We start from the raw sequence: 15628 nt of genomic DNA, 5'->3' as shown, positions 1-15628 counted from the left end.
TTGGGCTGTGATCACTTATGTGATCGCAGAAGGTTCATTCGGTGAGCAGTCGGGACACAGTCCCCAGTAGATGACTTCGGCTTCGTCGAGCACGAAACCGTTGTGCTCAGACGGCGTCAAACAGGGTGCCTCGCCGACAGCACAGTCGACGTCGCCGATGACACCGCACGACCGGCACACCACGTGGTGGTGGTTGTCGCCCACCCGCGCCTCGTATCGGGCCACCGAGCCCGACGGCTGGATGCGCCGCACCAGACCGGCCGCGGTCAACGCGTGCAACACGTCGTACACCGCCTGGCGGGACACGTCGGGCAGGCCCGTTCGGACCGCTCCGAAGATGGTGTCGGTGTCGGCATGCGGGTGCGTGTGCACCGCGTCCAGTACGGCGAGGCGAGGGCGGGTGACCCGCAGCTGCGCTGCCCGCAGCTGGTCGGAGAGATCCGAGACGGAGGTCACGTTTTGATAGTCGTCTCTTTTCTGGAACGAGTCAAGAGTTGTCCCGAAATGAAAACTGAGGTGCAGGTCAGGGGCTTTGTGCTGGATCGTTCTTCGGGTTGACGGTGGGGTTCAGCGGCGCGATCGGGGCCGGGCTGAAGCTGTTCGGCCCGGGCAGGGTGGCCTTGCTGGTGGGCTGCACCGAAGAACTCGACGGAGTGGGCGCCGGAGCACTGTCGGTGGATCCGCACGCCGGGAACACCATGGCGCCGGCGCCGGCCAGCGTGACCAGCCAGATCGCTCTCCTGGGACCCTGCATCGATAGAAAGCTACCGCGTTTGGCGGCGAAGTAAGGCCACGACCGCGCTTTCTGTATGGTGATCGGCGGATCGCGTCCGGCGGCCACCTCGGACCGCACCCGAAATCAGTCGTCTCGTCAGGAGCAGTTTCGTGCCCCTCAACACCGTTGCGCTCGAACTCGTGCCGCCCAACGTCGACCGCACGCCGGACGAAATGCTGGAGGAAGCGCGCAAGGTCGTGCAATTGTCCGCCGAGACCGGACTCGACGGCCGGATCCGGCACGTGATGATCCCGGGGATGATCGAAGAGGACAGCGGCCGGCCGGTCGAGATGAAGCCCAAGCTCGACGTGCTCGATTACTGGTCTCGCATTTCACCGGAGCTGCCCGGCGTGCGCGGGTTGTGCACTCAGGTCACCGCGTTCATGGATGAGCCGACGCTGGTGAGCCGGCTGACCGCCCTGCTCGACGCCGGCATGGAGGGTGTGGCCTTCGTCGGTGTTCCCCGGACCATGAACGACGGCGAGGGCGCCGGCGTGGCACCCACCGACGCGTTGACGATCTTCTCCGAGCTGGTCCCGAATCGGGGCGCGATCCTGATTCCGACCCGGGCCGAGGAAGCCGGCCGGTTCGGGTTCAAATGCGGCCGGGGCGCCACCTACGGGATGACGCAGCTGCTCTATTCCGACGCGATCGTCGGCTTCCTGACCGAGTTCGCCGCCACCACCGACTACCGCCCGGAGATCCTGTTGTCGTTCGGCTTCGTGCCGAAGGTCGAGTCCCGGGTCGGCCTGATCAACTGGCTGATCCAGGACCCGGGCAATGCTGCCGTCGCCGCCGAGCAGGACTTTGTCCGCACGCTCGCCGACAGCGAGCCGCCGGTCAAGCGGCAGCTGCTGGTGGACCTCTACAAGCGGGTCATCGACGGCGTCGCCGACCTCGGGTTCCCGCTGAGCATCCACTTCGAAGCCACCTACGGGATGTCCCGCCCGGCCTTCGACACCTTCGCCGAGATGCTGGCGTACTGGTCGCCGGCCCCATCCGCATCCTGACGGCCGCGGCCCATGAAGGAAATGATTGACTTCGACGGCGCACCGATTTTCGCGATCCCGGCGCGCGAGGACTATCCCGGCTTCGGTGGCTGCGAGGGCATGCTGCTCGAAGGCCCGCAGGGGTGGGGTGAGTTCTGCCCGCCCCGCACCGGCAGTGATCTGATGGCGGCCCGCTGGCTGACCTCGGCCATCGAAGGCGGGACCGTCGGCTGGCCGGACCCGATCCGCGGCCGGGTGCCGGTCGCGGTCGCGGTGCCCGCGGTCGGAGCCGAGGAGGCGGCCGCGATCGCCGTCGCCAGCGGGTGCCAGACCGCCGACGTGATGGTCACCGGTCTGTCCGACGATGCCGACCGGCTCGCGGCGGTGCGCTGCGCCCTCGGACCGGACGCGTCAATCCGCTGCCTGGTCGACGGGTGGTGGGACCTCGACACCGCCGCCGCGACGATGCCCAGGCTGGACACCGCGGCCGGCGGTCTGCAGTTCGTGCAACAGCCGTGCGCGAGCTCGACAGAGCTGGCCGCGCTGCGGCGCCGGATCGACGTGCGGGTGGCGGTCGACGTCTCCGACCTCAGCAGCGACGGGCTGACCCTGGCCGAAGTCGCCGACATCCTGGTGCTGGACGCCGCCCCGCTGGGCGGGGTGCGCCGGGCATTGCGGTTCGCCGAGAAGTGCGACCTTCCCGTTGTGGTCTCCGGCGCCGGTCAAACCAGCATGGGGCTGGCCAGCGGCTTGGCGCTGGCCGGTGTGCTGCCCGAGCTTTCCTTCGCCTGCGGACTCGGGACCGCCGCGGCCCTGGCCGGCGACATCGTGCCTGCAGGACGCGCACTGATCACCGCCGACGGTTATCTGCCGGTGGCGCCGTCGGCCCCGGCGCCCGACCTGCATCGCCTCGCGGAATTCACCGTCGACGACGCCGAGCGCATCGCGTGGTGGCGCGAGCGGCTGCGCACCGCCCGGGAACTTCTCTGACGCCGCGGTTCAGCGGCGCGGACGCCAGGCCGCGACGGCCAGCACGACGCCGACCAGCACGACGATCGGGCCCAGCACCGACCACGTCGTGGTGTTGCTCATCGGGCTGCCCTGAACCGCTCCGAAACCCTGCAGGGTGAACAACAGTCCGAACAGCGCGACCAGCACGCCGAGACCGCCGAGGACGTGACGCATGGTCATCCCTTCTTTCCGCTGGGCATGGCTGCCGACACCGCCCGCATGACGGCCCGCTTCACTGTCGCCGCGCCGCCACCGGCGGCGGCACTGCGCGCAGTCCGGTTGGGTGGATTCAACTGCAGCACATCACCTTCGGCGATTCGGCCGGCGCGCGTGACATTGCCGTAGACGCCGAGGCAACGGCGGGTGTGCGCGGCGATGGTCCGGGTGATCTCCTTGTCCCGCTTGAGTTCGGGCTGCTCGTGGGACGGCATCACGCAGCGGATGGTCGGGATCATCGGCGCAAGTTCGGCGTGTGGGGCGTGCAGTCGTCCGCCGCACCACTCCCATTCCGGGTGAGCCGCCGTGCTGGGGGAGTCCACCACGAGCGTCGGGCGGAACCGTCGCACGTCGAAATCGGAGTCCGGCGCCAATGACCCGAGGGTGGCCAGGCTCTGTTCGGTGATGATGTGCACGGGATAGGCGTCCACGTAGCTGCCGACCGGCGTCGCATAGCGGCTGATCTCCGCCAGCTTGCGCACCGGGAACATCGACAGATCGGGCAGCGGCTCGTCATCGTCGAGTCCGAAGATCGTGCGCAGGTCGGTTTTGGTGGCCATCGGTCCGCGATACTCACTGCGACGGTCGATCGGCGGTAACGGCCGAAGCTCCACCTCATGCTCGAGGTAGCGCGAGAGTGCCTGGTGCACAGTCGGATCCGAGCTGGATACTTCCGTACCGTCCGGGAAGCCGATCAGCACTTCCGGTGCGTGTCCGGGCCCGGCGTCAGGGCCGGGCGGCTGCGCGTAGCGCGCCGTCAACCACAACAGACCGGGCAGTCGCTTGGCGCTGGTGGTGGCGTCGGACTCGATGTCCCGCACCGCCCAGGTCCGGTCGGCGTGTACGCCGAGGTCGCCGACTTGGGCTTCGGCCACCTGCTCGCCTTGCATCGATTTCACCGGATAGCGCCAGATCGAGGTGATACGGCCGGCCTGAATCATCTGCTCAGCCTAGAACCTCACTCCGCCGGCGAACGGCGAAGCATCTTCGACGCCACGATCAGCGCGGCCAGGCTGACCACCAGCCACAGCCCGAGCACGATGAACGGCAGCGGCCGCTGGTTGTGCGGGAAGTAGGTCGCGGCGTGGATCGCCGACACCGTCGCGCCGCTGGGCAGCGCATGGTTGAAGAACGCGAACGGCTGCGGCAGCAGCGACGCCGACACCGCCCCGCCCGACGAGGTATTGCCCAGCAGGATGAACACCAGCCAGGTCGGAATGATCGCCCATCGGTGGATCAACACCAGCATGGTCGAGTTGAACGACGCCGCGACCGCGATCTGGACCGAGATCAGCAGCCACAGCTGAGGAAACGGTGTGCTCAGCGCGCCCAGCACCGGCCCGGTCACCACGGCCAACGCTGCGCCGCCGACGACGGCGAGCACCGCCATGCTGAGCAGCCAGCGTCGCAAGGTGAGAGTTTTGACGTTGGCTCGCAGCTGGAACATCGTGATGAAGCCCAGGATCGTGGCGGCGATGACGAGATAGAAGGTGGCCAGCCCGGCCGGGTCGGACGGCGGCAGCGGATGCAGGTCGACGATCGGCAGGATGAATTGTCCCGGCTGCGTCTGGTCGAGCTGGATCAGCGCGCGCGTCCCTGACGGATCGCTGGCGCTGGACAACAACAGCTGCGGCGGCTTCGAGGTCGCGTCGATGGCCGCGGTGATGCGTTGCTGGTTGATCGCGGCGACCGCCGCCTCCCGCGTCGCGTACTCGTGGACGTCGAACTCATTGGGGTTGGTGCGCAACGCTTTCTCGAACGGTGCGGTGTCAGCCGTCAATCCGATGACGCCGACGGGCAGGTTGCGCGGGGAGGGCCGGCCCAGCGCGACGGTGTAGGCCGCGGCGAAGCTCGACGCCAGCACGATGGCGATCGCAAGCACGGTGGCGACCTCGCGGATCTCCAGCGGGATGCGCCGAAATCCGCGCAGGGGAGCGCCCGGCGATTCCTCGGTCACTGCGGCCACAGCACTCCTCGTCCTGGCGATGGCAGATCAACCTACCTCGGTGTCGCGGCCGCTGACCGCGAGCGCGAGAAGTCTGACGTAAGAATGACCAACAATGTGTGCGGCCATCCGCAACGCACACGGCTCCGAACCACTCACGCCTGCTCAATTGCGCCCGGGCGCAGCTTCGGAGGATCGCTATGAAATCAGCCGCCACGCTCGCCGCATCCCAAGGCGATGCGATCGACTCCCGCTATCACCCATCGGCCGCGGTCCGGCGGCAGCTGAACAAGGTCTTTCCCACCCACTGGTCGTTCCTGCTGGGCGAGGTCGCGCTGTACAGCTTCATCGTTCTTCTGATCACGGGCGTCTATCTGACGTTGTTCTTCGACCCGTCGATGACGGAGGTCACCTACAACGGCGTGTACCAACCGCTGCGCGGCATCGAGATGTCGAAGGCGTACGCCTCCACCCTCGACATCACCTTCGAGGTGCGCGGCGGGCTGTTCGTCCGCCAGGTACACCATTGGGCGGCGCTGCTGTTCGCCGCGGCGATCATGGTGCACCTCGCGCGGATCTTCTTCACCGGCGCCTTCCGCCGGCCGCGCGAAGCCAACTGGGTGATCGGCTCACTGCTGTTGATCCTGGCCATGTTCGAAGGGTTCTTCGGCTACTCGCTGCCCGACGACCTGCTGTCGGGCACCGGAATCCGGGCCGCGCTGTCCTCCATCACGCTGGGGATTCCGGTGATCGGCACCTGGATGCACTGGGCGCTGTTCGGCGGCGACTTCCCCGGCGATGTCCTGATCCCGCGGCTCTACGCCATCCACATCCTGATCTTCCCCGGAATCATGTTGGCGCTCATCGGTCTTCACCTGGCGCTGGTGTGGTTCCAGAAGCACACCCAGTTCCCCGGGCCCGGCCGCACCGAGAAGAACGTCGTCGGCGTGCGGGTCATGCCGGTCTTCGCGGTCAAGTCCGGTGCGTTCTTCGCGATGACGGTCGGCATCCTCGGCTTGATGGGGGGCCTGCTGCAGATCAACCCGATCTGGCAGCTCGGCCCGTACAAGCCGGCCCAGGTGTCGGCGGGCAGCCAGCCCGACTTCTACCTGATGTGGACCGACGGGCTGATCCGGTTGTGGCCGGCGTGGGAGATCTACATCGGCAACCACACCATCCCGGCGGCGGTGGCGGTCGCCGTCCTGATGGGCGTGATCTTCCTGCTGCTCATCGCCTACCCGTTCCTGGAGAAGAAGTTCACCGGGGACACCGCGCACCACAATCTGCTGCAGCGGCCGCGCGACGCCCCGGTGCGAACGGGCATCGGCGCCATGGCGATTGCCTTCTACATCGTGCTGACCTACAGCGCGATGAACGACATCATCGCCTACAAGTTCCACATCTCGCTGAACGCGACGACCTGGATCGGGCGGATCGGGATGGTGGTGCTGCCGCCGCTGGTGTTCTTCATCACCTACCGCTGGGCCATCGCGTTGCAGCGCAGCGACCGGGAGGTGCTCGAGCACGGCGTCGAGACCGGCATTCTCAAGCGGCTGCCGCACGGCGCCTATGTCGAGCTGCATCAGCCGCTGGGGCCGCTCGACGCCGACGGCCACCCGATCGCGCTGGAGTACCAGGGCGCTCCGGTGCCCAAGCGGATGAATAAATTGGGTCTCGGCGGTGCACCCGGCCGGGGCAGCTTCCTGACCGCCGATCCTGCCGACGAGGACGCCGCGCTCACCGAGGCCGCCCACGCCGCCGAACAGCGGGCGCGCACCGCGCTCGAGGAGCGGCAGGCAATCGAATCGTCGACGGGGCGCTGACGGCGGGTCGTCGCCGGGTCGGGACAATCGAACGATGATGCGCGCCGTCCGCTCGATCCAGGGATCAGCCACCGTCGTCACCGTCGACGAGCCCGCCGGTGACTGGCCGATCCTCGACGTCGGATCGGCCAGCATCTGCGGAAGCGACCTCGGCATGCTGTCGTTCGGCTTGCCGGTCACGATTGGCCACGAGATCGCCGGCACGGTGGACGGCCGAACGTACTGTGTCGAACCGACGGTGGGCTGCGGGCAGTGCGATCAGTGCACGGGCGGGTCACCTCAGCGGTGCCGGGGGAGCGCGCCGCACGGGCTGCTCGGGGTGGCGTTCGACGGCGGCCTGGCCGACCGGGTCCGGGTGCCCGCCGAGTGCCTCGTGCCACTGCCCGACGCTCTGCCCGTTGCCGACGCCTGCCTGGTGGAGCCGCTCGCGGTCTCCTGGCATGCGTTGCGCAAGGTCGGCGCCGCCGCAGCCGATCGTGTCCTGGTCGTCGGTGGCGGAAGTGTCGGGTTGCTGGCCGTCGCCGCGGCCCGCGCCATGGGCCTCGACGTCGACCTGCACGCCCGCCACCCCCATCAGATCGAGGCAGGCGAGCGACTCGGCGCGGGCCGCCCGGAGGTCTCTGGGACACCACAGGGCGAGTACGACGTCGTGGTGGAGGCGGTGGGCACCGACGAGGCGGTGGCCGAGTGCGTGCGGCGGGCAGCGCCGGGCGGCCGGATCGCGATAGTCGGTGTGTCGCACGGCAACCGAGCGGTTCCCGGCATCCCGTGGATGCTCAAGGAACTCTCGCTGACCGCCTCGATGTGCTACGACCGCAAGCAAGACACCCGCGAATTCATCGACGCGGCAGCGGCTTTGGCCGGCGATCCGGAGATCGCGGCCACCGTCGTCACGCACCGCTTCCCGCTGGCCGACGCGGCGGAGGCGTTCCGGGTTGCCTCCGACCGGCGAAGCGGGGCCATCAAGGTCGTGCTGGAGCCCTAGAGCTGCACCGGCATCGCGCCGACATGCCAGATCTCGTCGGAATACTCGGCGATCGCGCGATCCGAGGAGAACTTGCCGCTGCGGGCCGCGTTGAGGATCGACATCCGCGACCACGTGTCGGAGTCCTGCCACGCGGCGCTGACCCGGGCCTGGCAGTCGACGTAGGAGCGGTAGTCGGCCAGCACCAGGAACGGGTCATGGTGCAGCAGGTTGTCCACCAGCGGACGCAGCACCTCGGTGTCACCGTGCGTGAAGGTGCCATCGACGATCAGCTCGAGCACCTCGGCCAGCTCCGGGTCGCGCTCGACGAAACTGGTCGGCCGGTAGCCCCCGGCCTTGAGCTCCTCCACCTCGTCGACGGTGAGACCGAACAGGAAGAAGTTCTCCGGTCCGGCCTCCTCGCGGATCTCGACATTCGCGCCATCGAGGGTCCCGATGGTCAGCGCCCCGTTGATCATGAACTTCATGTTGCCGGTGCCCGAGGCTTCCTTGCCCGCGGTGGAGATCTGCTCGGACAGGTTGGCCGCGGGGTAGATCAGGTGCGCGTTCTTGACATTGAAGTTCGGCAGGAACACCACCCGCATGAACCGGTTGACGTCGGGGTCGTTGTTGACGGTGGCGCCGACAGCGGTGATCAACCGGATCATCCGCTTGGCGATGAAATATCCGGGCGCGGCCTTGCCGCCGAAGATGAATGCTCGCGGCGCGATCGCGAATCCCGGGTTGCGCTTGAGCCGGTTGTACAGAGTGATGATGTGCAGCACGTTGAGGTGCTGACGTTTGTACTCGTGGATGCGCTTGACCTGGACGTCGAACATCCAGGTCGGGTCGAGCTCGATGCCAGTCGAGGCATGCACATATTCGGCGAGCCGGCTCTTGTTGGCGCGCTTCATATCCCGCCAGCGCTCGCGGAACGCCGGGTCGTCGGCGTAGGGCTCCAGCCGGCGCAGCTGGTCCAGGTCGGTCAGCCAGCCGTCGCCGACAGTCTCGTCGAGCAGCGTGCGAAGGCCCGGGTTGGACAGCGCCAGGAAGCGTCGCGGCGTGACTCCGTTGGTCACGTTGCCGAACCGCTCCGGCCACATCTCGTAAAAGTCCTTCAGCACACTGGCTTTCAGAAGCTCGGAGTGCAGCGCGGCCACCCCGTTGACCGCGTGGCTGCCGACGGTGGCCAGGTGCGCCATCCGCACGCTCTTGCCGCCGTCCTCACCGATCAGCGACATCCGCCGCTCCCGCTCGGGGTCGCCGGGGAACTTGTCGCGCACCTCCTCGAGGAACCGGTTGTTGATCTCATAGATGATCTCCAGGTGCCGGGGGAGTGACTCGCCGAAGATGCCCAGCGGCCAGGTCTCCAGTGCCTCGGGCAACAACGTGTGATTGGTGTAGGCGAAGGTCGCGACGGTGATGTCCCAGGCCTCGTCCCAGCCCATGTGGTGTTCGTCGATCAGCAGGCGCATCAGTTCGGCGACCGCGATCGACGGGTGGGTGTCGTTGAGCTGGATCGCCCACTTGTCGGGCAGCGCGCTCAACGGCAGCCGGGCCCGCTCGGTGTGGATGCGCAAGATGTCCTGCAGCGACGAGCTGACGAAGAAGTACTGCTGCTGCAGTCGAAGCCGCTTGCCCGCCTCGGGTTCGTCGTTGGGGTAGAGGACCTTGGAGATCTTCTCGGAAAGGACTTCGTCCTCGACCGCCTTGTAGAAATCGCCGGTGTTGAACGCGTCCAGTGCGAACGAGGACACCGATCGGGCGCTCCACAGGGTCAGCGTGTTGCAGGTGTTGACCCCGTAACCCTGGATCGGGGTGTCATAGGAGACGCCCTTGATCACCCGCCGCGGAATCCAGCGCACCCGGTGATTGCCCGCGACGTCCTCGTACTGCTCGGTGCGGCCGCCCCAGTTGACCAGATAGCTGGCGTCGGGTTTGTCGATCTCCCAGGGGTTTCCGGCCACCAGCCAGTTGTCGGTCTTCTCGACCTGCCAGCCGTCCTGGATCTCCTGATCGAAAATGCCGAACTCATAGCGGATTCCGTAGCCGATCGACGGCCGCTGCAGCGTGGCCATCGAGTCCAGATAGCAGGCGGCCAGCCGGCCGAGGCCGCCGTTGCCCAGCCCGGGCTCCTCCTCGCACTCCAGGATCGCGTCGAGATCCTGCCCGAGTGCGGCGAGTGCCTCGCGGGCCTGACGCTCGATGCGTAGGTTGAGCAGGTTGTTGCCGAGCTGGGGACCCATCAGGAATTCGGCGGACAAGTAGCAGGTCACCTTGGCAGGCCCGTGCAGCAGATCCTGGGTGGTGGCCATCCAGCGCTGCTGCATGCGGTCGCGCACCGCAAGCGCCAGCGCACGGTAGTAGTGCTCCGGGGTCAGCACGCTCGGCGGCCGGGCAATCGAGTACGCCAGGTGATCGGCGATCGCCCGGTGCAGCGCATCGGCCGACAATCCCGTCCGGCTGTGTTCGTGCGGTTGCGCGCGGCTCATGCCACCGTCACGGTCGGCGACGTCACCGGGTGCACTGCTCACCACATCGGTCATTGCGTTCTCCTGGTCCCAGACCACTTCTCGATCTCGTACGGGCCAGCAGTCTGGCACCGCCGTATTTCAGCGAGGCGAGGTCTGTGAGTCGGTCCCGTGAACTGTTGGCCCGCTCGTCCTACGATCGCTGGCATGACCACGTTGGCGCATCGGCCGAACACAGCCCTGCTCGTCATCGACGTGCAAAACGGTGTCGTGGCCCACGCCCACGACCGGGACGCCATCGTGGCCCGGATCGCCGGGCTCGTCGACCGCGCCCGCGATGCCGGCATCCCGGTTGTGTGGATTCAGCACGCCGACGCGGAATTACCCGCGCGCAGCGACCAGTGGCAGATCGTCGCCGAACTGACCCCGGCGGAGACCGAGCCGCTGATCGCCAAGAACTACGGCGACTCATTCGAGGACACCACGCTGGAGGCCACGCTCGCCGGCCTCGGCGCCGGACACCTGGTCGTGGCCGGCGCCCAGACCGACCAGTGCATCCGCTCGACGATCCACGGCGGCTTCGTGCGCGGCTACGACGTCACCCTGGTCGCCGATGCCCACACCACCGAGGACCTCTCGCAGTGGGGCGCCCCGCCGCCCGAGCAGGTGATCGCCCACACCAATCTGTATTGGTCGCACCAGAGCGCGCCGGGGCGAACAGCGCAGTCGGCACTCGCCGATGACATCGTCTGGTAATCGCTTCCGCCGAGCGCAGCCGCGCTATACATTCTTTGAAAAGTGTTCACTGCCGTGCTGAAGCCAGATCGGAAATGACGATGACGTCGACAATTGACTCGAAGACCCGGCCGCTCGGGTTGGCCCGCGGGATGCGCGAGCTGGTGGTGGCGCAGGCCGGAGAGTCCGAGCGGCTGCGCACCATCGCCCCGTCGATCGTGGACGAGATGTGGGCCAGCGGCCTGATGTCGTCGTTCAATCCCGTCGCGGCCGGCGGGGTGGAGCCGTCGTTCGCCGAGATGATCGAGACCTGGATCGAGATGGCCTGGCAGGACGGCTCGTTCGGCTGGATCGGGATCGCGAACCTGCCGTCGTCGTTCGCGGCCGCGGCCTATCTCTCCGACGACGGTTTCGCCGAGGTCTTCACCGCGAACGACAATCGCGTCACGATGGGTGGCCAGTTCTTCCCCAACGGACAGGGCGTTGTGGTCGACGGCGGCTACCGGGTGACCGGATCGTGGAGCTTCGGCTCGGGCACCGGCCATGCCGAGTACGTCTGCGCCGGCTTCTTCCCGATGGTGGACGGCCAGCCGGTGATGGGACCCGGCGGCCTGCCGGAGATGCATGTGGCCGTCATCCCGCGCGAGCAGATCGTGTTCAAGGACGGCTGGCATGTCCAGGGCCTCAAGGGAACCGGGTCCTACGACTACGGTGTCGAGGACGTGTTCGTGCCGGCGGCCCGGACCTTCCCGCTGTTCTCCAGCTCACCGCACCGGGGAAGCTCGCCGGCGACCCGGATGGGGTTGATGCCGGTCACCGCGGCAGGCCACGCCGCGTGGGCCCTCGGCGTCGCCAAGAGCATGCTCGACGACGTCGAGGAACTGGCGGCCACCAAGTTCCGGATGAGCGACATGGCCTCACTGGCCAGCCGGCCGACCTTCCAGAAGGGGCTGGCACACCACGTCGCGGCATGGCGGGCGGCGCGGCTGCTGGTGCTGGATGCGTTCGGCACCGCCGAGGCCGCGGTCGCTGCCGGCGAGGACCTGACCCCCGGCTTGCGCGCCGACATGCGGGTGGCCGCGGTGTACGCCACCGACGTGGCACGTGAAGCCGCCGAGTGGGCGCACCTGGCGGCGGGCACCACGTCGATCCGGGAGGGCAGCCGTCTCGAGCGGGCGTTCCGCGACATCTACACCGGCACCCAGCACGCGTTCATCAGCGAGAAGGTCGCCATCGACGTGGCCCAGATCTGGCTCGGCATCATCTCCGACCAGCCGGGGTTGTGACGCCCCGGCATTTCCCACGCGGCGCCGGTCCGGCCGCACTAATGTCCAACGGTTATGACCGACTGGTCCGATCCGCGGCTGCCGACGAACGCGAGTAGTCCCCGACAGCTCAAACGGTTGAGCCGGAATTTCGCCGGCGTCGGCGTCGGGATCCCGCCCGAGCGTCTGCAGCAGATCGCCATGGGGCAGGCGGCCACCGAGGACGAGTTCGTCGACGTGACGTTCGCGCTGACCGCAACGCAGCTTCGCAGCGAGCAGCGACGGTCCAAAGTCGGACGCGCACAACGTCGTTGCGTGCGGGGCGCCATCGTGTTCGTCGCGATCCTGATCGCAATCAACGTACTGATGTGTCTGGGCCTGTTCCTGTTCGTCCTGACCCAGCACACCACCCCGTTTTAGGGCCCTATTAGGCCGCCGGCCTAGCCCGTCACGTACCCGTCGGCGACATCGAGCGCCTTGTCCAGAATGGCCAGTCCCTCGGCCACCTCGGCGTCGCTGATGTTGCAGGCCGGCACCGCGTGGATCCGGTTGAAGTTCGCGAACGGCAGCAGCCCGCCGGACTTGCACGCGGCCAGCACCGCGTTCATGGCCGGGCTCGAGCCGCCGTAGGGCGCCAGCGGTTCGCGGGTCTGCTGGTTGGCCACCAGCTCGATCGCCCAGAACACGCCGAGTCCGCGGACCTCACCGACCGACGGGTGGCGGGCTGCCAGCTCGCGCAGCCCCGGGCCGAGCACCTGCTCACCGAGCCGGGCGGCGTTGGCCACCATGCCTTCGTCTTCCATCGCGTTGATCGTCGCGACCGCGGCACCGCAGGCCAGCGGATGCCCCGAATAGGTCAGCCCACCGGGGTAGGCACGGTCGGCGAACGTCGAGTAGATCGCGTCGTTGATGGCCACGCCACCCAGCGGCACATACCCCGATGTCACACCCTTGGCGAACGTCATGAGATCGGGCACCACGTCGAAGTTCTGGATTGCGAACCACTTTCCGGTCCGGCCGAAGCCCGCCATCACCTCGTCGGCGATGAACACGATGCCGTAGCGGTCGCAGATCTCGCGCACGCCGGCCATGTAGCCGGGCGGCGGCACCATGATGCCGGCGGTCCCCGGCACCGATTCCAGGATGATCGCGGCGATCGAGTCCGCGCCCTCGTGCTGGATCAGCCGCTCCAGGTAGTCCAGCGCACGCTCGGACTCCTGCTGCTCGGTCTCGGCGAAGAACGACGAGCGGTACAGGAACGGGCCGTTGAAGTGCACGACACCGGAACTGGCGTAGTCGTTGGGGTAGCGCCGCGGGTCGCCGGTGAGGTTGACCGCGGTGTCGGTGCCGCCGTGGTACGAGCGGTAGCGGGACAGCACCTTGTAGCGCCCGGTGTGCAGCCGCGCCATCCGGACGGCGTGCTCGACGGCGTCGGCACCGCCGTTGGTGAAGAACACCCGGTTGAGGTCACCGGGCGTGCGCTCGGCGATCAGCCGGGCCGCCTCGGAACGGGCGGCGTTGGCGTGCTGCGGCGCGATCGTGCACAGCTTCGCGGCCTGCTCGGCGATCGCGGCGACGACCTTGGGGTGCTGGTGTCCGATATTGGTGAACACCAGCTGCGAGGAGAAGTCGAGCAGCTTGTTGCCGTCGCCGTCCCAGACATAGGAGCCGTCCGACGCGACGATCGTCATCGGCTTGATCTGTGCCTGCGCCGACCACGAGTGGAAGACGTGCGCACGGTCCAGTTCGTAGGCCCGGCCAGCTTCGGCGCGGGCGGTGTCGAGGTCCTGACCGTTGGGCAGGAGGTGAGATTCGGTCGTCGTCATGCGTGCCTCTTTCGAGCTCAGTGGTGCTCAGTGGTTCTGGGGGAAGCCGAGGTTGATGCCGCCGTGGGAGGGATCGAGCCACCGCGTCGTCACCACTTTGCCACGGGTGAAGAATCCCACGCCCTCCGTGCCGTGGGCGTGGGTGTCGCCGAACAGGGAGCTCTTCCAGCCACCGAAGCTGTAGTAGGCGGTCGGAACCGGGATCGGCACGTTGATGCCGACCATGCCGACCTCGACCTCGTTCTGGAAACGCCGTGCGGCGCCACCGTCATTGGTGAAGATCGCGGTGCCGTTGCCGTACGGGTTGGAGTTGATGAGGTCCAGAGCTTCGTCGTAAGTGTCGACGCGGACCACCGACAGCACCGGGCCGAAGATCTCGTCGGTGTAGACGCTCATGTCGGGGGTGACGTTGTCGATCAGGGTGGGGCCCAACCAGAAGCCGTCTGCTTCCCCGTCCACCTGGGTGCCGCGTCCGTCGACGACGATGGTGGCACCGTCTGCTTCGCCCGCGTCGATGTAGGAGGCGACCTTGTCGCGGTGGGCCTTGGTCACCAGCGGGCCCATGTCGGTGTTGCGGGTGCCGTCGCCGATCTTCAGCGTCGTTGTGCGCTCGGCGATCTTGGCGACCAGTTCGTCGGCGATCGGGCCGACCGCGACGGCCGCCGAGATCGCCATGCAGCGCTCACCGGCCGAACCGAAACCGGCGTTGACCATCGCGTCGGCGGCCAGGTCGAGGTCGGCGTCGGGCAGGATCACCGCGTGGTTCTTGGCGCCGCCCAGCGCCTGCACCCGCTTGCCGTGCAGGGTCGCGGTCGAGTAGATGTACTGCGCGATCGGGGTGGAGCCGACGAACGACACGGCCTTGATCGACTTGTTGGTCAGCAGCTCATCGACGGCGACCTTGTCGCCCTGCAGCACGTTGAAGACACCGGCAGGAAGGCCGGCTTCGGCCCACAGGTTGGCAATCCACAGCGCGGCCGACGGGTCCTTCTCAGAAGGCTTGAGCACCACGGTGTTTCCTGCGGCGATGGCGATGGGGAAGAACCACATCGGCACCATTGCGGGGAAGTTGAACGGGCTGATGACGGCCACCGGGCCGAGCGGCTGGCGGATCGAGGCGACGTCGACGTTGGTCGAGGCGTTCTCGGTCATCCCGCCCTTGAGCAGATGCGATATGCCGCAGGCGAATTCGACGACTTCCTGGCCGCGGCTGACCTCACCGAGGGCGTCGGAGAGCACCTTGCCGTGTTCGGCGGTGATGATCGCCGCGAGCTCTTCCTTGCGGGCGTTGAGCAGCTCCCTGAATGCGAACAGGATCGTGGTGCGCTTGGCCAGCGAGGTGTCGCGCCAGGCCGGGAACGCAGCGGCCGCGGCGGCGATGACCGCCTGCGCGTCGGCGACGTCGGCCAGCGCGACCTGTCCGGTGACCTGGCCGGTGGCGGGGTTGGTCACCGGGGCTGTCCGGTCACTGCCGCCTGCGAAGTTCTTTCCGTCGGCCCAGTGGGCGATGGTCCGGACGCGGGTATTGGGCGCTGTGAGGGTCATACCTGCGATTCTGGTGCAGGATCGCCCAGGTCGCGGCCGACGACATGTCAATGAAGTGATGTC

At 67.6% G+C, this 15628-nt stretch carries 15 protein-coding genes; 7 read left to right on the top strand and 8 right to left on the bottom strand.

Annotation, left to right across the window (positions count from 1 at the left end; all coding sequences use genetic code 11):
- Positions 1-15: 15 nt before the first annotated feature.
- The gene (locus tag G6N32_RS13900; RefSeq protein ID WP_036345178.1) at positions 16-456 is read right to left on the bottom strand and encodes a Fur family transcriptional regulator; all 441 of its coding nucleotides are present in this window, start codon (positions 454-456) and stop codon (positions 16-18) included.
- Positions 457-523: 67 nt separating this feature from the next.
- A complete protein-coding gene (locus tag G6N32_RS13895) occupies positions 524-754 on the bottom strand; it encodes a hypothetical protein (RefSeq protein ID WP_147292027.1) in 231 nt (76 codons plus the stop codon).
- A 131-nt stretch (positions 755-885) separates the two neighbouring features.
- Between G6N32_RS13895 and G6N32_RS13890 the strand changes: the two genes are divergently transcribed.
- Complete coding sequence (locus tag G6N32_RS13890) at positions 886-1785, top strand: mycobacterial-type methylenetetrahydrofolate reductase (RefSeq protein WP_115320089.1); 900 nt, start codon at positions 886-888, stop codon at positions 1783-1785.
- Positions 1786-1797: 12 nt separating this feature from the next.
- Positions 1798-2754, top strand: a complete 957-nt coding sequence (locus G6N32_RS13885) for an enolase C-terminal domain-like protein (RefSeq protein WP_115320088.1) — start codon at positions 1798-1800, stop codon at positions 2752-2754.
- 9 nt (positions 2755-2763) lie between these two features.
- On the opposite strand, the gene G6N32_RS13880 is transcribed toward G6N32_RS13885, so the two are convergent.
- Genes G6N32_RS13880 through G6N32_RS13870 form a run of 3 tightly spaced genes read right to left on the bottom strand, consistent with a single transcriptional unit; the run spans position 2764 to position 4957 of the window.
- On the bottom strand, positions 2764-2949 hold the full coding sequence (locus G6N32_RS13880; RefSeq protein ID WP_115321172.1) for a hypothetical protein: 186 nt from the start codon (positions 2947-2949) through the stop codon (positions 2764-2766).
- A 2-nt stretch (positions 2950-2951) separates the two neighbouring features.
- The gene (locus tag G6N32_RS13875) at positions 2952-3932 is read right to left on the bottom strand and encodes an MOSC domain-containing protein (protein WP_115320087.1); all 981 of its coding nucleotides are present in this window, start codon (positions 3930-3932) and stop codon (positions 2952-2954) included.
- Between the two features lie 17 nt (positions 3933-3949).
- Positions 3950-4957: a DUF3533 domain-containing protein gene (locus tag G6N32_RS13870; protein WP_232077656.1), complete on the bottom strand. Its 1008-nt coding sequence runs from the start codon at positions 4955-4957 to the stop codon at positions 3950-3952.
- A 179-nt stretch (positions 4958-5136) separates the two neighbouring features.
- On the opposite strand from G6N32_RS13870, the gene qcrB reads away from it, so the two are divergent.
- Complete coding sequence (qcrB, locus tag G6N32_RS13865; RefSeq protein ID WP_115320086.1) at positions 5137-6759, top strand: cytochrome bc1 complex cytochrome b subunit; 1623 nt, start codon at positions 5137-5139, stop codon at positions 6757-6759.
- Positions 6760-6793: 34 nt separating this feature from the next.
- Positions 6794-7744 carry a zinc-dependent alcohol dehydrogenase gene (locus tag G6N32_RS13860; RefSeq protein ID WP_197935837.1) on the top strand — a complete coding sequence of 317 codons (951 nt, stop codon included), beginning with the start codon at positions 6794-6796 and terminating at the stop codon, positions 7742-7744.
- On the opposite strand, the gene G6N32_RS13855 is transcribed toward G6N32_RS13860, so the two are convergent.
- A complete protein-coding gene (locus G6N32_RS13855) occupies positions 7741-10269 on the bottom strand; it encodes a glycogen/starch/alpha-glucan phosphorylase (RefSeq protein WP_115321169.1) in 2529 nt (842 codons plus the stop codon). The genes G6N32_RS13860 and G6N32_RS13855 overlap by 4 nt on opposite strands.
- Positions 10270-10401: 132 nt before the next feature.
- On the opposite strand from G6N32_RS13855, the gene G6N32_RS13850 reads away from it, so the two are divergent.
- The 3 genes from G6N32_RS13850 (at position 10402) to G6N32_RS13840 (ending at position 12614) form a co-directional block, all read left to right on the top strand.
- Entirely contained in the window at positions 10402-10950 is a 549-nt protein-coding gene (locus tag G6N32_RS13850; RefSeq protein WP_115320085.1) for a cysteine hydrolase family protein, read from the top strand.
- A gap of 80 nt (positions 10951-11030) precedes the next feature.
- On the top strand, positions 11031-12215 hold the full coding sequence (locus tag G6N32_RS13845; protein ID WP_115321168.1) for an acyl-CoA dehydrogenase family protein: 1185 nt from the start codon (positions 11031-11033) through the stop codon (positions 12213-12215).
- 54 nt (positions 12216-12269) lie between these two features.
- Complete coding sequence (locus G6N32_RS13840; protein ID WP_115320084.1) at positions 12270-12614, top strand: hypothetical protein; 345 nt, start codon at positions 12270-12272, stop codon at positions 12612-12614.
- Between the two features lie 20 nt (positions 12615-12634).
- Here G6N32_RS13840 and G6N32_RS13835 read toward each other — a convergent pair whose 3' ends face one another.
- Both G6N32_RS13835 and G6N32_RS13830 read right to left on the bottom strand, forming a co-directional pair.
- Positions 12635-14020 carry an aspartate aminotransferase family protein gene (locus G6N32_RS13835; protein WP_115320083.1) on the bottom strand — a complete coding sequence of 462 codons (1386 nt, stop codon included), beginning with the start codon at positions 14018-14020 and terminating at the stop codon, positions 12635-12637.
- Between the two features lie 27 nt (positions 14021-14047).
- Positions 14048-15565, bottom strand: coding sequence for a CoA-acylating methylmalonate-semialdehyde dehydrogenase (locus G6N32_RS13830; RefSeq protein WP_115320082.1), 1518 nt, complete (start codon positions 15563-15565; stop codon positions 14048-14050).
- Positions 15566-15628 lie beyond the last annotated feature (63 nt).

Origin of the sequence: Mycolicibacterium aichiense, assembly GCF_010726245.1 — a bacterium.
GTDB lineage: Bacteria > Actinomycetota > Actinomycetes > Mycobacteriales > Mycobacteriaceae > Mycobacterium > Mycobacterium aichiense.
The sequence above is the reverse complement of the archived record's forward strand: the minus strand, read 5'-3'. Positions and strand labels throughout refer to the sequence as shown.

What these genes read in the sequence shown, in the direction of transcription:
- G6N32_RS13855 (WP_115321169.1), bottom strand. Translation starts at nt 10,269, where the DNA reads ATGACCGATGTGGTGAGCAGTGCACCCGGTGACGTCGCCGACCGTGAC.
- G6N32_RS13880 (WP_115321172.1), bottom strand. Translation starts at nt 2,949, where the DNA reads ATGCGTCACGTCCTCGGCGGTCTCGGCGTGCTGGTCGCGCTGTTCGGA.
- G6N32_RS13835 (WP_115320083.1), bottom strand. Translation starts at nt 14,020, where the DNA reads ATGACGACGACCGAATCTCACCTCCTGCCCAACGGTCAGGACCTCGAC.
- G6N32_RS13885 (WP_115320088.1), top strand. Translation starts at nt 1,798, where the DNA reads ATGAAGGAAATGATTGACTTCGACGGCGCACCGATTTTCGCGATCCCG.
- G6N32_RS13850 (WP_115320085.1), top strand. Translation starts at nt 10,402, where the DNA reads ATGACCACGTTGGCGCATCGGCCGAACACAGCCCTGCTCGTCATCGAC.
- G6N32_RS13830 (WP_115320082.1), bottom strand. Translation starts at nt 15,565, where the DNA reads ATGACCCTCACAGCGCCCAATACCCGCGTCCGGACCATCGCCCACTGG.
- G6N32_RS13860 (WP_197935837.1), top strand. Translation starts at nt 6,794, where the DNA reads ATGATGCGCGCCGTCCGCTCGATCCAGGGATCAGCCACCGTCGTCACC.
- G6N32_RS13840 (WP_115320084.1), top strand. Translation starts at nt 12,270, where the DNA reads ATGACCGACTGGTCCGATCCGCGGCTGCCGACGAACGCGAGTAGTCCC.
- G6N32_RS13895 (WP_147292027.1), bottom strand. Translation starts at nt 754, where the DNA reads ATGCAGGGTCCCAGGAGAGCGATCTGGCTGGTCACGCTGGCCGGCGCC.
- G6N32_RS13875 (WP_115320087.1), bottom strand. Translation starts at nt 3,932, where the DNA reads ATGATTCAGGCCGGCCGTATCACCTCGATCTGGCGCTATCCGGTGAAA.
- G6N32_RS13845 (WP_115321168.1), top strand. Translation starts at nt 11,031, where the DNA reads ATGACGTCGACAATTGACTCGAAGACCCGGCCGCTCGGGTTGGCCCGC.
- qcrB (WP_115320086.1), top strand. Translation starts at nt 5,137, where the DNA reads ATGAAATCAGCCGCCACGCTCGCCGCATCCCAAGGCGATGCGATCGAC.